We start from the raw sequence: 18,700 nt of genomic DNA on the forward strand, positions 1-18,700 counted from the left end.
GCTATTTATGGCGGCGTTATGTTCCTGAGGAAGTCTGATGGCAATTGATGTCTATTCACTCAATAACTTTTGTGATGGCTGGTTGAGAAAAGCTGAGAATTATAGGACTGATCGGTTATCAGATCCTTTTGATGAGTTTTTTACCCTGTTCGTTGTATACAATCGATTGTATGTCGAAATAGGAAAGATACTAATTCACAAGCGCCACCCTAGCGTAGCTCGATTCTTATCTCAGCGTAGGTTTGTTCGAGAGCGTCAAAATGCTCTCAAACCGATCAGACCCTTGCCTGACAAAATTAGTGCTGTAGAACTTACAGAAGCCTACCTTAGGAAAAATAATTTAATCAACGAAATTATTGATACTTGCGAACACGAAATAGATTACTTGGCTAACTCAATAGAGAATGGGAGTTTCTATTTCAACTATGACTATGAAAGCGATGCTCCTGATTTAGTGCGGGATCGAAAATTGGCCGAGGGAATAAGAAAAGGGAGTGTAAAGTCTGTTTTGGAGCTTATTTATGTCGCTCGCTGTAATATGTTTCATGGCTCAAAGGAGTTTCACGATATTCAGAGGCGCTTGCTTTCAAGTATGAGCGGTGTCCTAAGGTGTGTCTCAAACATGACATTGCCTTGCTTAGTTCAAGATATCACAGAACATAACAATCAAATACAGCGGACAGCTGAAGCTGCCGCTGATTAGGGCGTTATACGCTATGAGCATCAAGGATAGAAATGCAGCTTAAAAAACCTAAGTATCTTCTCATTACTCAAAAGTTAGGGCTTAAGTTACCACTAGTTTGGTGTGGTTCAGCGTTATTAATCGGCGTGTTTACTCAAGAAATAGTAGCTGCAATCTTCATTTCATTTTCATCTTTTTTCTTAACTTGGCTTACTTGCAAACTTTCAGGCTTTTTCTTCAGCTTTCAAGAACACAGCGGCATTCTAAAAAACCATATTTACGACAACGTTATAAAAGCGATTTGGTTTATAACTCTGTTTTGCCTCGTAGTGAATTTCTTTGAATCTCTACTCGCTAAAACAGGAAGTGAAGCATTCTTGGGCTGTGTATTTCCAATCGTCTATTTTGGCTTTATGCTTTCTGCATCAAACCGCTGGGGTATGCACTTCGTTGAAAAGCGCGTATAACAAAAAAATTAAGTCACTCACTTCGTTCGCTGGGACGCATACATGCGGGGCGGCTTCGCCATTATGCCCCACATGCCTGCGCCCCTTATTTAAAAGTTAGCCGTTCTGCAAATTTTGTAGATAATCTACTAGCTCGTGAATATGGGTTGAAGGATTATCAGTAAAATTTTTCTCAACTGCTTTTAAAGCTCGTTGTGCATTTTGTTTAGCAAATTCAAGTTGCTCTAGCAAGGTACAAAATACCTTTTCATCCCCTTTAGAGTATTCAGGCATTACTTTCTTTAACTCTTTTAATACTTCGTTAGCAATACTTGATCTCCCCGTAGCACTAAACGGTTTTGTTGTATATTGGAAGTGGAGTAACAACCAGTATTCAAAACAAGGAACTGAAACAATATGGAAAAATAAACCAGCTGGTTTTTTTAAGGCTATTTTTGCTTTCGTTTCTTCATAAGTTTCATGGGAATCTTTATCAAATACACAGTAAATTCGATCATAGCTATCTCCCTTATCCTGTTCTATCTTTGCTAATTTTTCAGCTCTTTTAAAAACACTTTTAGGGCTAGAACCGCATGAACCATCAATTTCAACATTTGCAGAGTTCAGTTTGTAATAGTGTACTAGCTCATTGAAATAATTAGGTTCTGTTTTTTCGCCCTCACAAACGATAAGAACTTTGTCATATGGAGAACGACGAGAAGCTCTACGTTTTAGTTCGCGTGAAGCCTTCGCTTTTCTTTTATGGTGTAAATCTTCCGACCCCATTTTACGCTCCTAATTTATTAACTTTTTTAATAAATGGTAAAGCGCCATATCTACCTGAAAGGTAGCTTACCTCAATATTCTCACGTTCTTTTCTAGGGCTAAAATCAGTCAAAGGGTAAACAGAAGTTTCTTGATTTTTGTTTTTTTCACAAAACCAGATTTGATCGCGTCTAAATACTTCTTGGTTTAAAATAGATGTTTCATGAGTTGTAAAAATCAATTGAGCATTTTTAGGGTTTGTTTTAGTGCTATGAAAAAGGTTCACTAAATATTTAACCATCTTAGGGTGTAAATTATCATGGAGTTCATCAACAATTAAAATATATCCGTTTTTAAGGATGTCAATCCAAGGGCCCGCAAAAGAAAAGAATTTTTGTGTGCCATCAGATTCTTCTGAAAAGTCTAAAGGTACTCTCTTACCTGATTTTGTTTTATGAACTGTTTTAATATCAATTACTTCCTTTCCTTTCATCTCCCTTGAAATTTGCTCTTTTACAACATCTGGAAGTTCATCAGGAAGGGAGTTAGGATCGAATTTTTCAGTTTCAATTTCAATATCATGAATATTAAAATCAGCAGATTGTAAAAAATGTAAAACTTGTTCTTTTGTTTCATTATCCTCACACAAGGATGCGGTATAACTAGGTCCCCAACCACTAACATTGGTCGGGCGCAGCTTTTCTTTAAACCAATTAAAAATAGGCTTTAGCTGCTCACTATTTAATTGTACAGCAGTAGATAAAAATAAAGCATTAGAGCGAGTAGAATTCATCCAAACACTTTTTGTACCTAATAAATGATCACTAAACTTATAGTCATATTGATCATTTTTTTTATCAAAAGCTCTAGAAAACCACCTCTGAGGTCGACCTTTAGGGTATGCAATTAACCATTCTTCTGAAACTTTATATTTTGTAGCTGAAAAACCATATTGGAACTTAATACCCTCACTAATGAAAACCACCTCAAATTCAGAAGGCTCATTTATTGTGTCTTCGTCAAACAGGTAAGGTGTAATTGGTAGAGAGTCACCTTCTTGGATATTAGAAGAAGAATTTCTAACAATAAACTCCATATCCATCAATGCTCGGATTAAGTTTGATTTTCCAGCTGCGTTCGCTCCATAAATAACAGCCGAACGAAGAAGAGGAGAAGACGTAGCTGCTGGTAAAAATGAGTTTTCATTTTCCAACTCATCACCTTTTGCTTTTACCATGCTAAATACTTGCTCCTCTTTGATAGAGCGATAATTTTTAACAGTAAATTCAATTAGCATTTTTAAGGAATTCCATAGTATTATTTCTAATATCATGGTAGCACTAACTCGGTTAGTGCGTCCATTTTAATATGGATTTATGGCAAAAAAAGCCATAAATAGAGTTTAAAACGGCTAACAAGTCGTTCAAAAGGACAAAAAACAGTTGGCTTTTGCTCTTTCGTCGCTAATTTTAGCCAACAGTTTTTGGCCTCTTAACGAGGCGTTATACCTATTGAGAGAACTTGCGATAGATGAACAATATTGAAGAGATCTTAATCAAGTTCTTTGATATCGAAAGTGAAGTACGAGAACACATAAATACTCATAGATATCAAAAGGTTTTGATCTCAGAGCTAGATAACTGGAGTCAAATCTGTAGTTCTTTGGACACTCTAGGTGATACAGGGTTAGCGCTAAGAAGTTATTTTAAATCTGACTTTCCTTCTGAAGCGGGATTATCTTATATCTATACCTATGGACTTTTGCAGGCGCTATTTATTCAACAAGATGCGATGAATCATTTGTCAGAAGCATTTGAAGTGCCTTATGAATTGTCTGATGAACTTAAAAGCATCAGAGCAGTTAGAAATGCCTCAATAGGTCATCCAACAAAGAATAGAGTTAAGAAAACTACTTACTTTAATCACATTTCTAGGATTTCTATGAGTAAAGGTGGCTTTACTTTAGCTCGTTTTTACGACGAGGGTGAGAGTGAGTTCATCGATGTTGATTTTAAGAAAATAGTAGAAACACAGCTTACCGGTATTAATAATGCTTACGTATTAATCAGCGACACGCTTCGCGAAATTGATGAGCAACATAGGGCTAAATTTATGGAAAAACCTCTAGCAGATATTCTTCACTCAACAATGGGGTATATGTTTGAAAAGGTAGGGCAAGCAATATACTCACCATCCGATTCAAATATTTCATTTGGTCTTAGTATGCTTGAGTCAATCGAAGAGGCATACCATAACTTCAAGAGTGCATTGCTAGAAAGGAATGAGTTACCTGACCACACGCAGCACGAACTTGATGAATATTTTCACGGTATTAAACGAGTGAAAGCTTACCTGACTAGTTTGAGTGCTAATGATTTTTCAGAGGCAGATGCACGAATATTCTTGTTTTATCTGCGAAAGAGCCATAAAAGCTTTGAAAGCCTTGCTCGTGAAATAGACGAAGATTACGTGGAAAAATAGGAATAACAAACTGTTTAAGAGTGATTCGCAACGCGTGGCATTTTCACTATGCGTTGATTTTAGTGATTAAGGTGGTATGCGGGAGCTTGGGCATTGCGTTGCTCACACCTTAACAGGGCGTTAGTTTTCAATTAGGATTTAAGCATGGATAGTTTGATTCAATACTCAGGAATAATTGCGTCAGTCTGGATAGTTGTAGGCATCTACATTGCATCACTTTTCTATCCAAAATTCAGCCATTCCAAGCAATTCTGCAGCGAGTTAGGCGCTTTCGGTAGCCCTACACAAAAGCTTTCTCCTCTCATAAATAACTATCCTCTTGGAGCCCTGTTTATCCTTTTTGGGTACTACTTAATTGTTAACTTTGCAGCTCATTTACCAACGATAATAATCGGACTAATGGTAATAATCCACGGCTTATGTACTTGGGTTTGCGGTTACTTTCCTATGGACGCCGACCCATATACCAAAAATCCTTCCTGCAGCTGTTTAGTACATTCTTGGTCAGGAATGTTTATGCTCCTCTCATTCATCATTGCTCCCGCCATCATCACTTTTTCTAGTTACTACCCGATGCCGCTCAGACTTGTCTCTTTGGCTTGTATTATAGGTTGTTTCTATTTTGCCTACAGACTTAAACTAGCATTCAAAGCCGAAACCGTGCCGGGTGTTCATCAACGCCTAAGCTATGGGTTTCAAATACTGTGGTTGTTTGTTTATTCTTTCTTCGTGGTAGCATGAGAACTAACAATCTGCTGTAGCCACTCGCGGGCTCGCTGGGACGCAAACACATGGGCTGCGTCGCTTCGCTCCTAAATTTTAGCCCATGTGTTTCCGCCCCTAAGCAGGGTGTTATGCATCAGGAGTAACAATCGCGCATGGAAGAGTTTTTTAAAAAATACACAGAAGCTTTTGACGCTCTTAACTCAGAAGCTATAGCAAACCTTTATCGCCTACCCTGTGCTATTTCCGACGCAGACGGAACTCTTACATTTACAGAAAGATCAGCGCTTATTAAAAAGTTTGCGTTAAATTGTGAATCTATGCGCAACTTTAGCTATCAATCCGCTCAGTTCAAAATTATGCAAGAGCAAACACTTGGACAGGACAAAGTAGCAGTTACAGTTGCGTGGCGTGTTAATGCAGGCAATTCAAACATAGACTTCCACACATTGTATGTCTGTCATTTTATAGACAACAAGTGGTTTATATTCAGCGCAAACGTATATCAAGGCAGTTTTTAGTAGTGCCACATAACAACAAAAAAAGTCGCTCCCGTTGGTCACTGGAACGCATACACATGGGCTGCTTCGCATTGTAGCCCACGCGTCTTCGCCCCTTATTTAAAAGTTATATGCCCAAAGAAGGAAAATGAAGTATGTAGTCGTTTTGAGCTTATCTTATTCATTATTTGGTTGTGCAAGTGGGAAGTTAGATATGTTCGACACACAAGGACAGAAAATTGGAGAATGTACAGCTGGCTATAAATGGCACTTAATAGGAGCGGAAGCATCAAGGGATTGGCTTTTAAATTATTGTGTTGAGACGGCAAAAAGTGAAGGGGATTTCGTCTTTAGAGTATCTGACCAGTCAATTCTAGAAAAGGACTACTCTTATCCTTCTCACCCCTCAGGCCTAAAATGGACAAGAAAACTCGCATGGGATGCTTATTGGTCAGATTTAATTTCAGAAAGAGAATATGGTTATATTGTTGCAGAATTGGAAAACGTGTTTTTTCTTAGGTCTTTAGAATTGGAAAATGAACTTCAATCTGGCGAAATATCAAGACAACAATATACAAACTTAATGAAAAAAGCGGAGTCTGCTTTTCATGGGAAGTAGGGCATATAGCAAAGCGCTTAACAGGTTCTCTGCGGTCACTGGGACACAAATACGCGGCGGCTTCGCCATTCTCGCCGCATGTTCGTGCCCGTTAGCTTAGCGTTAAATGCCACAAGGAGGCAGCATGTTTAAACTTTTTGGGTCTTTTATTTTAATTTTTTCTCTATCATGCGTGTCAGCTCAAGGTAGTGAAACAACAGTCGATTTAAACGAAAACACTGTAATTTATCATGGTAAATTATCGCCATCAGCAAATCAGAAACTTCTTTCAATTCTGAAAAATGGTAAGAGTAAAGTTGAATGGCTGTCAATAACCTCCGAAGGCGGTGAAATCAATCATGGAATGGATCTTGGTAATATTGTTCATGACTATGATTTGAAGCTTGAGGTCAATGAGTATTGTCTCTCATCATGCGCCAACTACGTTTTTTCTGCAGCAAATCATCACAGGATTTCGAATCACGCAGTTATTGGTTTCCATGGTGGTACAACCGGAATGGAGAAAGAAATAACATCGTTTATTGATGGTCTTCCTGAGGAAGAGCGGGAATCAACAAAGCAGAACTTAGAAAAATATATGAAGTCAGCTATAGTTCGTGAGCGAAACTTCTTCGAAAAAATTGGTGTGGACCAGCAAATAACAACACTAGGACAATCTTCCGAGTATAAAGAGTTCGCCGAGAAAGAAGACTTTATCGGCTGGTACTATTCACTCGAAGGGCTTGCTAGGCTGGGCGTTTCTAACATTGATGTAGTTAACCCTCCTTGGTCATATCAACATTTAAGTGAAAAAACTAAGTTTTTCAAAGTCAGAGTAGGCGGCATTTAACAAGGCAAATCAAGTCGGCGCGCTTTTCCTTTTGTGTTCGCCATTCCTGCAATCAAAGCTCTGATAAAAAATGCTTTAACTTTAAAAAGTTGGAAAAAGGGGGGCGTACCTAGTTGCCCAGAATGCCAGTTTCCAATGGTTAAACGAGTTGCAAAAAAAGGTCGGTTTGTTGGTCAAAGTTTTTGGGGGTGTTGTCGTTACCCAAAATGTTCGGGCAAGATCCACATTGGTTGAATATGCACACAACAATCACGCCAAGATAGTTTTTAAATGTTAATTCAATATAAATGTCCGATGAGCTGTCTAATTTGTTAGTTTAGCGGTTGAACAAAACCCGTGGTCGCCCCCCTAAAAGGGATAAACATAAAAATAGCGACAACAATGACAATATCGACTTTAGAAAACCCAACTCCTCTTACTTCTCAGCAAAAAGAATCACGCCGCCGTAGAGCTTTTATTACCTTATTTATGATCGAAATGTGGGAACGTTTTGGTTATTACGGCATGCAAGTTTTACTTGTGGTGTTTGCCATTCATTACCTTGGGTTTGACGATTCACGCGCAAACTTAACTTGGGGTGCGCTTGCGGCAATGATTTACACAACCCCCATTTTAGGCGGTTGGATTGGCGACAAATACTTAGGGGCTCGCCGTACAACCTTACTTGGTTCCACTGTTTTGGCTATTGGTTATGGCATGTTATCCGTGCCTTGGGATCAGATAACCAGTGGAAACAGCCACGATTTGGTCTTTTTATCTTTGGGTGTAATTGCGGTAGGAAATGGGCTATTTAAAGCCAATCCAAACAATTTAGTGGCGAAGCTCTATGAAGATGATGAATCCCGCTTAGATGGTGCATTCACAATGTACTATATGTCTATCAATTTAGGTGGGTTTCTCTCTCAAGCGTTAACGCCAATTGTGCGCGTAGAATTTGGTTGGCACTGGGCATTTTTATGTTGTGCTTTGGGGCTTATTTTTGGAATTGCCCAATTTGTTGTGCAAGGTAAGCACCTCAAACAGGTTGGTACAGCGCCCGATTTAAAACCGATAAAGTGGCAACGTGTGGGGCTGGTCGTCATTGGTTCGGTGGTATTAGCCATTGTGATTGGGCAAATTGTTGAGCATGTTTCACTGGCGCAAACCATTGTTCAACTAACGGCTGTGGCCTTAGCGCTCTTTTTTGTGGTGTTGGTTGTACGCGCTAAATCAAGTGAACGCAGCGGATTGATTGCCATGGTTATTCTTACTTTGCAAACCATACTTTTCTTTGTGTTTTATCAGCAAATGTCCACATCGTTAACGCTCTTTGCCATGTACAACGTGCAGCTTAATGTATGGGGCTTTAGTATTCCGCCTGAACAATTCCAAGTTCTCAATCCGTTTTGGATTGCGGTAATGAGCCCTATATTCGCATGGCTTTATGCATCCCTCGGCTCAAAAGATAAAGATCCGTCATTGGCTGGAAAATATGCTTTGGGGTTTGTATTACTCGCTGTTGGTTTTTTGTTGTACGGGTTTAGTGGCAATTTTGCTGATGCAAACGGGCTCGTATCACCTTTATGGATGGTTGCCGGCTATTTCTTCCAATCAGTCGGAGAGTTGATTATCTCTGGGTTAGGTTTGGGCATGGTGGCTCGTTATGTGGTGCCCTCACTACGAGGATTGATGATGGGGGCCTGGCTATTGGCTACTGGCCTTTCACAGTACCTAGGAAGCTACGTAGCGAATTTTGCAAGTGCCCCCCAAGGAATTGATGATGCGTTAGAAACCTTACCGCTCTATACCCATTTATTTTATCAACTCGGTTATGTTGCTATTGGGGGGGCGGTTATCGCGGCTTTGTTAGTTCCTTACCTGAACAAGCTTGATGCTCAAAGCAAGGAAACATAACGTTGTACAAACCCGCCGCGAGGGTGACTGGGGCTAAAACACAATGGCTCTTCGCCATTTTATGCCCCTTATGTAAAAGTCATGCTTTCAGCAGGCATTGTGATTCGAAAAGCGGTGAGTAACGATGCTACCTCTATTGCTGAAATATATAATTATTATATTTCAAATACGGTTGTAACATTCGAAACAGAAATTATACGTTCTGAAGATATTCTAAGTCGTATATCTAAAGTTCAATCCGATAATTTACTCTGGTAACTCAACATGATCGTCTGGCACAAATGCCGGTGTCACCACGGCGTAAAACACCAGATCGCTGTGCGCTTTAAAACGGTATTTCACCTTAGGTGGTAGCAACACAACGGCATTGGGTTCCAAATTATGTGTCTGCTCAGCCACGGTAAGTTCGCCACTACCGCTAACCACAATAACAACTTCAGTGTTTGCTTTATTGTAACTAAGTGGCAGTTGCTCACCGGCCTGCATGGTCACTTTAGCAACACTGGTGTCGGCATTAATTACCGGCCCGTTAAGACCAATAATTTCTTCGATATTGATCGGGGGAGCAGAGTTTGCCATAGGGTTAGCCTGGGTTAGATGGTTATCTTCGTCGGGGCGGGTAAGAGCGATAATGCGTTTGGCCTGCTGCGGATAGGCTTTTAGTAATGTTGTGCGTATTCCTGCCTCGTAATCTTGATATTCAAACCCCGGTGCCATGCTCGAACCAAAAAAGGTGTAATCGGCGGCAGCATTATCAATGAGTTTTGCGCCCATCCACACCCCTCGCGGCACAAGTATTTGTGGCTCCTGACCCGCTGCAATGTCATTTCCTAGTATTCGTATTTCATCGTGACCGTCAGGGAAAAGCATGAGCATTTCAGCGGGAGACCCGCCGTAAAAATGCCAAATTTCATCAGTATTGAGCCGATGCAGCGCAGAAAAGTCTTCATCAGTCATAAGTGATAAAATTGCGGTATAGGCATAACGAGGGCTCTCGTATCGGCTGGCAATAGGGCCTTCTATAACTTCGTTACTTTTCGCTGATTGCACAAACCATGGGCCTTCATGGGGAATATGCTGCATGTTGAAATGCTGAATAATTTGCTGAGCCTCAGCGGAAAGTTCACTGCTTTGGGCGCCTATGGCTGGCGTACCCATCGAAATAGCTAGCGTAAAGGCTGTGGCTGCCACACCAAGCTTGTTCATAACAACTCCATAAAAACGAATTAGTTAACCTGTTATATTAATCCCCATAATTGATTGCTAATATTGAAATTATTAAAAGTAATAGTTTTAATATATGAAATCGAATAATGTGGCATTGGCTCGACTGGATCTCAACCTTCTCCCCATACTGGACCAATTGTTACGTACACAAAGTGTGGCTGAAACGGCGCAGATTCTGGCTTTAAGCTCTCCCACAGTAAGTAGGGCATTGGCGAAACTGCGGAATACCTTTCATGATCAATTGTTGGTACGTTCTGGTCGTCATTTAGTGCGCACACCAAAAGCCGAAGCCTTGCAAGCCGATCTCAATACTCTGCTTGCGCTTGCAGAAGCACTTACTTCTCATCAAACGCAGCACGATATGGCAACCAGCCAACGGGTTTTTAAAATTCGTTGTGATGGAACGCTAGCGGGTATTGTCAGCCGTAAGCTTATTCCTCTTATACAGCAGCAGGCACCACAGGCAGGTTTACATTTTATTGGCGAGTCTCCAAGGGGAGATTTTCGCGATGACGATGTTGATTTAGAGCTAAGCGGGCGGCGTTCGTTTCCACCAGAAACCGTGGTTAAACAACTCGGCAAGGTGCCGTTAGTTGGGTTGGTAGCCAAGGGGCACAAATTACTTTCTGGCCCTGTTACCGAGCAGGCTATGATGGCTTACCCACATATTTTGGCTACTATTCAAACTCAGTTTTCTAAAGAATTGAATCTGGCGTTGGGGCGTTTTGGTTTGCAGCGTACCCATCAATTTATGGTACCAAGCTTTTTCTCAGCAGCACTAAGTGCTAGGGAATCCAATGGGATTGCCACTATGCCTGCAATCATTGCTGAGCCATTGCATATTACCCTTGATATGGCACAACTTCGTTTACCTGACGCATGGCCGCAGGTTGAGGTGTTTTGTGCTTGGCATGTGAAATACAGGGATGATTTTGAACATCAATGGTTTCGGGCAGTGGTGGAAGATTGTATGAAAGATATTGCACAAGGTAGCTGGCAGTAATGAAAGGGAATCGCTGCCAAAACAACCGCGAATTTCGTCTTTTACACTGTCAAAAGATGATGGCGAAGCCCTAAAACAAAAGCGGCTTCGCAACACATTTTATTAATGGCTGGCTTGGTCGCCCCAAATTTGCTCTAAGCGCTGATCTCGGCCGCAGTTCCAGCGATAAAGTTTATAGCGAACCGGGCTCTTTTTATAAAAATCTTGATGGCCAATTTCATTGCCTTTTATGGGGTAAAATCGGCTGGCGTCTAGTATGGGAGTAACCACGGTTTGGTCGGGGAATTGTGCTTCAACGGCCGCTTTTGAGGCCATGGCGAGTTGGCGCTCTTCGTCATTGGCAACAAAAATAGCACTAAGATAGCTGCTGCCTTTATCGCAAAACTGGCCCTGAGCATCGAAGGGGTCAATGCTTACCCAATAGTGGTCAAGAATGTCCTGATAACTCAGTTTCGATTCGTCATAGGTAATTTTTACGGCTTCGTAATGGCCTTTGTGATTACCGTTATAGGTGGGGTTTCTTACTTTGCCACCAGTAAACCCAGAAACAACGTCAGTAACGCCTTCGAGTTTTTCGAAGTCGGATTCCATACACCAAAAACAACCGCCGGCTAACACGGCCTCTTTTGCATGGGTGGCAAAAGAGGTTATCGACATGCCAAGTAAAAATAAAGTTATTGCAGATTTCATCTAAGTTCCTATTTTTCTATACCTGCCATATCTGTCAGGCCTATAAAGTAAAAGAACGGGTAAACCGGCGGTATCTTTCATTTTTTTAGTGGCGATGGGTTTTTGTAGTGCGTATTTCTGTGTTGCAATAGCCGCTAAGGCGTTGTTTGCGCCGCTATGGCTTGTAAATCTTGTGAAATGGTCAGTGTGGGTTTTTCAATAACCCGGCCTAACTCTTTACCATCTTTTAATAAAACAAAGGTGGGGGTGTATTTAAGCTTATGGGAAAGAGCAATGCCTTGTGGATCACGTTTTTTACGATCTACCGCCACTAATTGAATATCTAAATTATCAAGGCCGCTGGCATCTAGGGTTTTAAGTAGGCGAGGTACTTCCCGTTCGCTGTCATGGCACCAAGTACCAAACAACACTACCAGTGAATATCCTTGTAAAGAGGCAACGGCAGCCACTTCTTTGTCGCTAGGGGAATAGGCGTTGTAATTGTTGGAAAACACAGGGTAGTGGGTGAGTAGCTGCTGTTGGCTTATTTCTCCTACTGCGTCGTCTGCGGCTTGTTGTTGGTTAGCGCGAGAGTAACTACAGGCGCTGACTATGGTTACCAACAACAAAATAACGCCAAGCATAGAGTAAGATTTTTGCATGAATGTATTCCAAATTGAAAAGTTGTGACGCTTGCACAGCAAGCGTCGAGAAACTGAATATCAGCTAGTGAACTAAGTTTATTTGTTTGTTTTTTAAACCGTTAGCCTTTGGCTATAAACGCGCAATATAGCCTACAACGTAAACGGCTAAGCCTACAACTTAAACTGGTTAACTTGGGAAGAAAGGCCCACGGCAAGTTCATCTAACCGTTCACTTAATGTAACTAATGCGGCGGTTGCGCTTAACGTGCTATCGCCTGAAATACTAATTTCATTAATATTTCGGCTGATATCTTCCACCACCGTTGCTTGTTCTTCTGTGGCGGTGGCTACCTGTGTATTCATGTTATTAATTAACATGATCTCTTCGTTAATTCTCACCAACAGATTATCTATATCATCAGTGGCCGCCACCACCTTTTGAGTTTGGCTTTGACTGTCTAACATCTGATTGACGGCATCTTTAGAGTCATGTTGGAATTTATCAATTTTTACCTGAATTTCATCGGTGGCCGCCGCTGCCCGTTGTGCAAGAGTGCGCACTTCATCAGCAACTACCGAGAAGCCTCTACCGTGCTCTCCCGCACGGGCAGCTTCAATGGCGGCATTGAGTGCAAGTAAATTGGTTTGTTCTGATATACCCCGAATCGCTTCTAAAATACCGCCAATGGCCGAGGTGTGATCGTCCAACGATTGAATAACACCAGAAACCGTTTCGATTTGCTGATTTAAATGATTAATTGCCTGAACAGCATGCTCTGTTACCTGACGACCCTCTAACGAACTGGCGGCGGCCTGGTTTGCATTTTTTGCAGCTTGCGAGGCGGATTGTGCTACCTCTGAAACGGTACTGCCCATTTGGGTTAGCGCGGTAGCCACTTGCAAGGTTTGCTCTTGTTGCTGACTGGTTGAGTCTTTGGTGGTAAGGGATTGCTTCGCAACATCAGAGGCAGATAACTTTAGCGCTTCGCTACTTTGTGCCACTGACGATATGGTTTGGTGCAAGTGCCCGATAAAGTCGTTAAAGCCATCCACTAGTCTGGCGGTTTCTTTTTGCTCAGGCACATCAATTCGAGTACGTAAGTCGCCTTCGCCTTTACCTAATTTTTGGAATGTATCGGCTAACGACTCGATAGGCTTGGTTAATGATGCGGCCAACCAGATCCCAAGCACAGCGAACACGCCGGCTATAATTAATGCCCAAATAATGATTTGCTGGCTGCCTTCATTCAAAGAGGCATACAGTTCACGTTCTGGCACTTGCGCAACCACGTACCATCCCGCTTTTGCAACGTAGGTGCTGGCGTATAACATGTTACCGTCGTCTTGTTCATGGCTAGCCATGGCAAAATCTTGTTTACCTAGCAAAGCATTAGCCGCCTTGGAGCCGGTGATCGACGACAAATGGGCGCTACCTAACAACGCGGTATTTGGGTGGGCAATGATGGTGCCTTTACCGTCTACGAGGTAAACAAAGCCGGTTTCAGCAATTTTCACATCGTTAATAATAGACAAGAGTTCGTCCACAGACTTAGCCACCCCTGACATACCGCGGCCATTAACCTGCTGAAAATTCGCAAACAAGCGATAGCCATGGCCAGGTTCGTTATACAAGCTTAGCGAAATAGGTTGGCCGCTGTCTTTATAGGCAAAAAACCATCCATCAAGGGCGTCGTTTTTAAGGGTTCTTAAAAAACCGTCTTGATTCCAGTATTTATAGGTTTTTTTGTCGACAAATGAGGCAACGGTAAGATCATTAAAAGCCACCAATTCTTTAAGGTAGTTAACCAGTTTTTGTTCACCTTCGGCGTCGGTTCCTGCTTTCGACCAGTCCAAAATGTTGGGGTCCGATGCCACGCTATGGGCAACAGTCAGCATAACACTGGCTTCTCTGTCTACTTGGTTGCCGATTTGCTTAAGCAATGACGGTAATTGCAACTGCTCCATGTTGTCTTTAACAAGATCTCGGGCTATCCACTGACTAATAGAGCCAACCAGTACAGCGGCAGCCAAAACAGCAACCATCAGCGCAATAATTATTTTTTGTTTAATACTGAGAGTCATAACGTTCGACCACGTAAGTTAATTGTGTGAGTGTGATATTGCATTGCAGGCACAGCAACGTTCGATTTTAAATTGCACAACACCTAGGGTAGGTTGATTATCGTTATTCTACTAAGCGCAACACTATCCTGAGGTGGTACATCTTAACTATCGGCAAAATCTTAGTTTTTTTTATTTTTTTATTAAGTTTTGCAGCGATAATTAATAGTGGGACAACTTTGACTAAAAGGTCAAGAAAAAGCATAACATTTTACAGGAAGTTGCTTGCTACGGTAGTGAAAAACCACAAACAGGCACCAGCTTGTTATTCAGTAAAATCTAAAAAAATGCGCTGCATATAGCAGCGCACTGTAAGGGTTCTTACTTGTTCAATTAAAACTTATAAGAAACTTTGGCTGTCCAGTTACGAGGCAGTTCTGGCAGTACCACATCTCCCCCTGCGAAATCTGGGAAGTTAGCACGGAAGTACTTTTCGTTAGTTAGGTTCTTCACATTCAAGCTGAATTTCCACGCATCTTGTGTATAAACAAGCCCTGCACCAATTAGTGTATAGCCAGGTAATTTCACCGACTGGGTAAAGCCAGAATAAGTGGAATCTACATCTACAGCATTGATGTTAGCCGCCAACCCGTTTAGGAAGTCGTAGGTGGCCGTTAATGTGTAGATGTTTTCAGGCATACCGGCTTTACGCGCTTGTGGGTTGCTGTCGATACCCGTGGTCGCGGCGAGGTAGCCGCCATACATTTGGTAACCTTCGACATTGGCCAGATCATCCGCGCCTAAACGACCATATTGACCACTTTCTAGTGCGCTTAAGTTGGTCACTTCAGTTTTCGTATAGCCACCAGTAACCACCAGTTGATCGGTAACTACCCAGCGTAATTCAGCTTCATAGCCTTCAGATAAGGTGGTGTTGTTGGTGGTGGTGTTTTGAGCTGAATAATCGGTTCTTTCTTGCGAGTAGTAATCAACAGCAACGTACAGTGAATCGTCTAAAAAGCTGCCCTTTATACCAAATTCATGCATTTTAGAGGCGGCTGTTGCTGTGCCTTCGGCAATATTGGTGGTGGTGATTTCTGCGCCTTGACCAGCAATGACTGTGGTTTGTCTTGCGGCGGTGGCATAGGGAATTAGGCCAATGGGTGTTTTGTAAGAAATACTGGCTGTCCAAGAGATACCGCCGTCCGTGCCAGAGGCTTTTGCATAATCCACATCATCAGGATTTTCTAGTTTATCGATAACTTGACGGCTTTCCATGTCGATAGAGTCGTAGCGCAAACCTAAGACTACGTTTAAACCCGTGTCCCAGGTAAAGTCACCTAATGCCGCTAAACCGTAATCGATATAGTTACCTTTGTAGTAGTTCGTGTAGTTTTCACCGGTACGTGTGGCAAGCTCTACCCGATCTAACGCTGAAGATTCCATAGTAAGGTCGCGACGGTCGAAGTATTCATAAGAATAGTCTTCACCGTGTTCAAAGCTGGTGTAACGAATAGATGGCGAAACTTGTACCGCCATTTCCATTGAATCGGTGTAAAACTCTTTGGAAAAAACAACCTTGTTTTCTGCAGTCCATGAGTCGTGTAATTGCGAGAACCCATAGGTATTTTCATTCAGGTTTTCGTAACCGTCATAAAACATTTGGTTTTTGATTTCCCAACCATTGTCTGTGTAGTAGAGGGTATCGAAGTACAGGGTTGTGGCTTCGTTAGCCAGTTGATCATCTTCAGCAACCAACACCGAGCTACGTTTTAATTTGGCCGTTCCTACATTTTCTAACGCGTAGGCACTAGATAAATCAGAAGCCTCAAGTGAGCTAGGATCCACTGCGTAGTATCCACCGCCTAATCCCACAGCGTTAAACTCGTCTTGGGAAATTGAGCCGTTACCATCGGTATCCAGTGGTTGCGCCGTACCGGTAATGTAGGTGCTGCTGTCGATAAGATCTTGTGTTAAGCGGTTCCATCCCGCCACTTGGTTACCATCATAGTCTTGATACATACCACCAAACTCAAACCGTAGGTTTTCATTCACGTCTACGTTGAATGAGCTTTGTAAAATGGTCTGCTTGGTTGATGTGTTGTCGTAGAAGCTACCGGAGTTTTCAATTTCAGCGTAGCCGTAAAATCCCGCATCTTTACCGGCAATTGTTGTTGGGCCGCCAACTTCTGCAGTGAGGATATTCTTGTCCCAGCTTCCCCGGGTGTAAGACAACTCACCTGAATCTTCAGTCATGTACTGGCCTTGACTTGAACGGGCAGACTTAGGCTCGAAGTTTAAGTACCCTCCCACTTTTGCTGGACCATAAATGGGTGACGCAGGGCCACGAACTACATCAATTCGGCTAGATGCGCCGATGGGCGTTGGGTAGTTTCCAGGGTTATCAAGACGCTTTACACCGCGAAAGTAAGATTCGCCCGGCGTACCACGTACATCCAAAGAGCCGGCAACACCAAAGAAAGATTGAGTAAAGGTGCCAGGTGCGAAAGCAACCAGATCATCAATATCGCTAATATCGAATCGTTCCATTTGTTCATAAGAAATCGTGGAGGCTGAACGAGGCGTTTCAAGAATGGATTTGCCAAAACCGAAAATAGCTTGCACGTCTTGGCCTGGTAAACTGCCTAGCGAGCCTTGAACTTCGATCCTTTCGATGTCTTCTAAATCGTTATCGGTGTCTGCTGCGAAAGATTGTGATGAAGCAGAAAGCAAAATCCCGTAGGAGATCCCTTTCGCGAGATATCCTAATGAGAATTGAGGAGTCTTCATAATGTTCCTTAAACGATGAGTCTAAAAGTGTGATGCAAAATAGAAATTTTACCTACCCCGAAAAGCAAAGAAAATGCCATATCCTGACCAATTGGACGGTTTTTGAGCGGGGCGATTTTTCATGTTCGAATAAATAAGGTCTAGAGAGGCGAGTGTAAAAAATCTTTACGATATAATGACTTAACTTTACAATTGGATTTCCTGTTTTATTTTTAAAATGCGATATCTTAGTGCATTGAAGCACCGTTCTGAGTTATTTATTTTTTGTAAGCTTGATTTAGCCTTGTATTAAACGGGTAGTTTCATTTAACAAGGAGTCATTGTGTTTAGCCCTAAGGAGGAAGGCATGCGCACTAAAGGGAAATTAATCTCTTGGAACGAAGAGAAGGGGTTTGGATTCATCACGCCCATGGCTGGTGGAAAACAAATATTTATTCATATTAACGGGTTTAGCAACCGTAATCGTTGCCCAGTTGTTGGTGAGATAGTCACGTATACTCAGTCTTCTGATAAGCAAGGACGGCCATGCGCCGTAAAAGCAACTGTAGCCGGTGAAAAATCTAGCAAAAAAACGAAACGAAACACGAGTAATGTGTCGATGGTTGTAGCTGTTTGCTTTCTTATCATTGTGGTGCTCTGTGTTTTCGCTACCAAGATCCCAATTCATATTCTGGCGTTATACACTGCTGCAAGCCTAGTGACTTTTACTTTATATGCCCTCGATAAATCTGCGGCCCAAAAAGGAGGCTGGAGAATACAAGAACGCACACTACACTTGCTGTCTTTAATTGGAGGTTGGCCAGGGGCACTGATTGCCCAGCAAAAGTTGCGGCATAAAACCCAGAAACAATCGTTCCGTATTGTTTTTTGGATCACGGTATTATTAAATTGCGGTGCCTTCGTATGGCTGTTTACCGAGTATGGGGCAGCTACGCAAATCGAATACATAAGCAGGCATTTGGCCTAAGAGGCAGGGTAATGAATATCAAATCATTTTCGAATTTAGTGGGGTTGTCTTCTCATACTCTTAGGTATTATGAAAAAATTGGTTTACTTAAAAACATTCAACGAAATAGCAGCGGCCACCGTGTTTATACTTCCAAAGATTTAACCTGGATGGCGTTTGTTAAACGCCTTAAAGATACCGCCATGCCCCTTGAAGAAATATTGGCATATGCAAGGCTACGGGAAGCCGGCGTTAGCTCGTTATATCAGCGCCAAGTATTGTTAGAACAGCATAAGCAACACTTACAAACTCATATTGCCCAGCAGCAAGCTCATTTGGCCGCTTTAGAGGAAAAAATTACGTTATATGAACAGGGAAATGTTCGTTGACTTAGAGTTAACTCTAACATGTAGGCTGTGCTC

General features: G+C 42.0%; 18 protein-coding genes. 11 read left to right on the forward strand and 7 right to left on the reverse strand.

The annotated features are described in order from the left end of the window. Positions 1-37 precede the first annotated feature (37 nt). Both KO501_RS11230 and KO501_RS11235 read left to right on the forward strand, forming a co-directional pair. The gene (locus tag KO501_RS11230) at positions 38-703 is read left to right on the forward strand and encodes a hypothetical protein (protein ID WP_216029773.1); all 666 of its coding nucleotides are present in this window, start codon (positions 38-40) and stop codon (positions 701-703) included. Positions 704-735: 32 nt separating this feature from the next. Beyond that, complete coding sequence (locus tag KO501_RS11235; RefSeq protein WP_216029774.1) at positions 736-1,149, forward strand: hypothetical protein; 414 nt, start codon at positions 736-738, stop codon at positions 1,147-1,149. Between the two features lie 96 nt (positions 1,150-1,245). Here the strand turns inward: KO501_RS11235 and KO501_RS11240 are convergent, their stop codons facing one another. Next, positions 1,246-1,914 carry an RloB family protein gene (locus tag KO501_RS11240; protein WP_216029775.1) on the reverse strand — a complete coding sequence of 223 codons (669 nt, stop codon included), beginning with the start codon at positions 1,912-1,914 and terminating at the stop codon, positions 1,246-1,248. 1 nt (position 1,915) lies between these two features. Continuing rightward, positions 1,916-3,190 carry an ATP-binding protein gene (locus KO501_RS11245; RefSeq protein WP_216029776.1) on the reverse strand — a complete coding sequence of 425 codons (1,275 nt, stop codon included), beginning with the start codon at positions 3,188-3,190 and terminating at the stop codon, positions 1,916-1,918. 233 nt (positions 3,191-3,423) lie between these two features. On the opposite strand from KO501_RS11245, the gene KO501_RS11250 reads away from it, so the two are divergent. The 6 genes from KO501_RS11250 to KO501_RS11285 all read left to right on the forward strand — a co-directional run bounded on the left by KO501_RS11250 (position 3,424) and on the right by KO501_RS11285 (position 8,938). Continuing rightward, positions 3,424-4,374 (forward strand): hypothetical protein, encoded by a 951-nt coding sequence (locus KO501_RS11250; protein ID WP_216029777.1) that lies wholly within the window; start codon positions 3,424-3,426, stop codon positions 4,372-4,374. A gap of 144 nt (positions 4,375-4,518) precedes the next feature. After that, positions 4,519-5,115 carry a DUF998 domain-containing protein gene (locus KO501_RS11260; protein WP_216029778.1) on the forward strand — a complete coding sequence of 199 codons (597 nt, stop codon included), beginning with the start codon at positions 4,519-4,521 and terminating at the stop codon, positions 5,113-5,115. A 137-nt stretch (positions 5,116-5,252) separates the two neighbouring features. After that, positions 5,253-5,618, forward strand: a complete 366-nt coding sequence (locus KO501_RS11265) for a ketosteroid isomerase family protein (RefSeq protein ID WP_216029779.1) — start codon at positions 5,253-5,255, stop codon at positions 5,616-5,618. A 127-nt stretch (positions 5,619-5,745) separates the two neighbouring features. Beyond that, positions 5,746-6,216: a hypothetical protein gene (locus KO501_RS11270; protein WP_216029780.1), complete on the forward strand. Its 471-nt coding sequence runs from the start codon at positions 5,746-5,748 to the stop codon at positions 6,214-6,216. Positions 6,217-6,340: 124 nt separating this feature from the next. After that, the gene (locus KO501_RS11275) at positions 6,341-7,045 is read left to right on the forward strand and encodes a hypothetical protein (protein WP_216029781.1); all 705 of its coding nucleotides are present in this window, start codon (positions 6,341-6,343) and stop codon (positions 7,043-7,045) included. 381 nt (positions 7,046-7,426) lie between these two features. Then, positions 7,427-8,938, forward strand: a complete 1,512-nt coding sequence (locus KO501_RS11285; protein ID WP_216029783.1) for an oligopeptide:H+ symporter — start codon at positions 7,427-7,429, stop codon at positions 8,936-8,938. Between the two features lie 246 nt (positions 8,939-9,184). Here the strand turns inward: KO501_RS11285 and KO501_RS11290 are convergent, their stop codons facing one another. Continuing rightward, positions 9,185-10,144 (reverse strand): cupin domain-containing protein, encoded by a 960-nt coding sequence (locus KO501_RS11290; RefSeq protein ID WP_216029784.1) that lies wholly within the window; start codon positions 10,142-10,144, stop codon positions 9,185-9,187. Between the two features lie 94 nt (positions 10,145-10,238). Here KO501_RS11290 and KO501_RS11295 point away from each other — a divergent pair, with 94 nt between their 5' ends. Continuing rightward, positions 10,239-11,168, forward strand: a complete 930-nt coding sequence (locus KO501_RS11295; RefSeq protein ID WP_216029785.1) for a LysR family transcriptional regulator — start codon at positions 10,239-10,241, stop codon at positions 11,166-11,168. A gap of 102 nt (positions 11,169-11,270) precedes the next feature. On the opposite strand, the gene msrA is transcribed toward KO501_RS11295, so the two are convergent. From msrA to KO501_RS11315, 4 genes are all read right to left on the reverse strand, one after another. Then, complete coding sequence (gene msrA / locus KO501_RS11300; protein WP_216029786.1) at positions 11,271-11,858, reverse strand: peptide-methionine (S)-S-oxide reductase MsrA; 588 nt, start codon at positions 11,856-11,858, stop codon at positions 11,271-11,273. A gap of 134 nt (positions 11,859-11,992) precedes the next feature. Beyond that, positions 11,993-12,499, reverse strand: coding sequence for a thioredoxin family protein (locus KO501_RS11305; protein ID WP_216029787.1), 507 nt, complete (start codon positions 12,497-12,499; stop codon positions 11,993-11,995). A gap of 153 nt (positions 12,500-12,652) precedes the next feature. Then, positions 12,653-14,563: a methyl-accepting chemotaxis protein gene (locus KO501_RS11310; RefSeq protein ID WP_216029788.1), complete on the reverse strand. Its 1,911-nt coding sequence runs from the start codon at positions 14,561-14,563 to the stop codon at positions 12,653-12,655. A 372-nt stretch (positions 14,564-14,935) separates the two neighbouring features. Beyond that, positions 14,936-17,332: a TonB-dependent receptor plug domain-containing protein gene (locus KO501_RS11315; protein WP_216029789.1), complete on the reverse strand. Its 2,397-nt coding sequence runs from the start codon at positions 17,330-17,332 to the stop codon at positions 14,936-14,938. Positions 17,333-17,654: 322 nt separating this feature from the next. Between KO501_RS11315 and KO501_RS11320 the strand changes: the two genes are divergently transcribed. Then, on the forward strand, positions 17,655-18,299 hold the full coding sequence (locus KO501_RS11320) for a cold shock and DUF1294 domain-containing protein (RefSeq protein WP_354667827.1): 645 nt from the start codon (positions 17,655-17,657) through the stop codon (positions 18,297-18,299). Positions 18,300-18,310: 11 nt separating this feature from the next. After that, on the forward strand, positions 18,311-18,667 hold the full coding sequence (locus KO501_RS11325; protein ID WP_216029790.1) for a MerR family transcriptional regulator: 357 nt from the start codon (positions 18,311-18,313) through the stop codon (positions 18,665-18,667). Positions 18,668-18,700: the final 33 nt, after the last annotated feature.

Origin of the sequence: Alteromonas sp. C1M14 (assembly GCF_018860965.1) — a bacterium.
Lineage (GTDB): Bacteria > Pseudomonadota > Gammaproteobacteria > Enterobacterales > Alteromonadaceae > Alteromonas.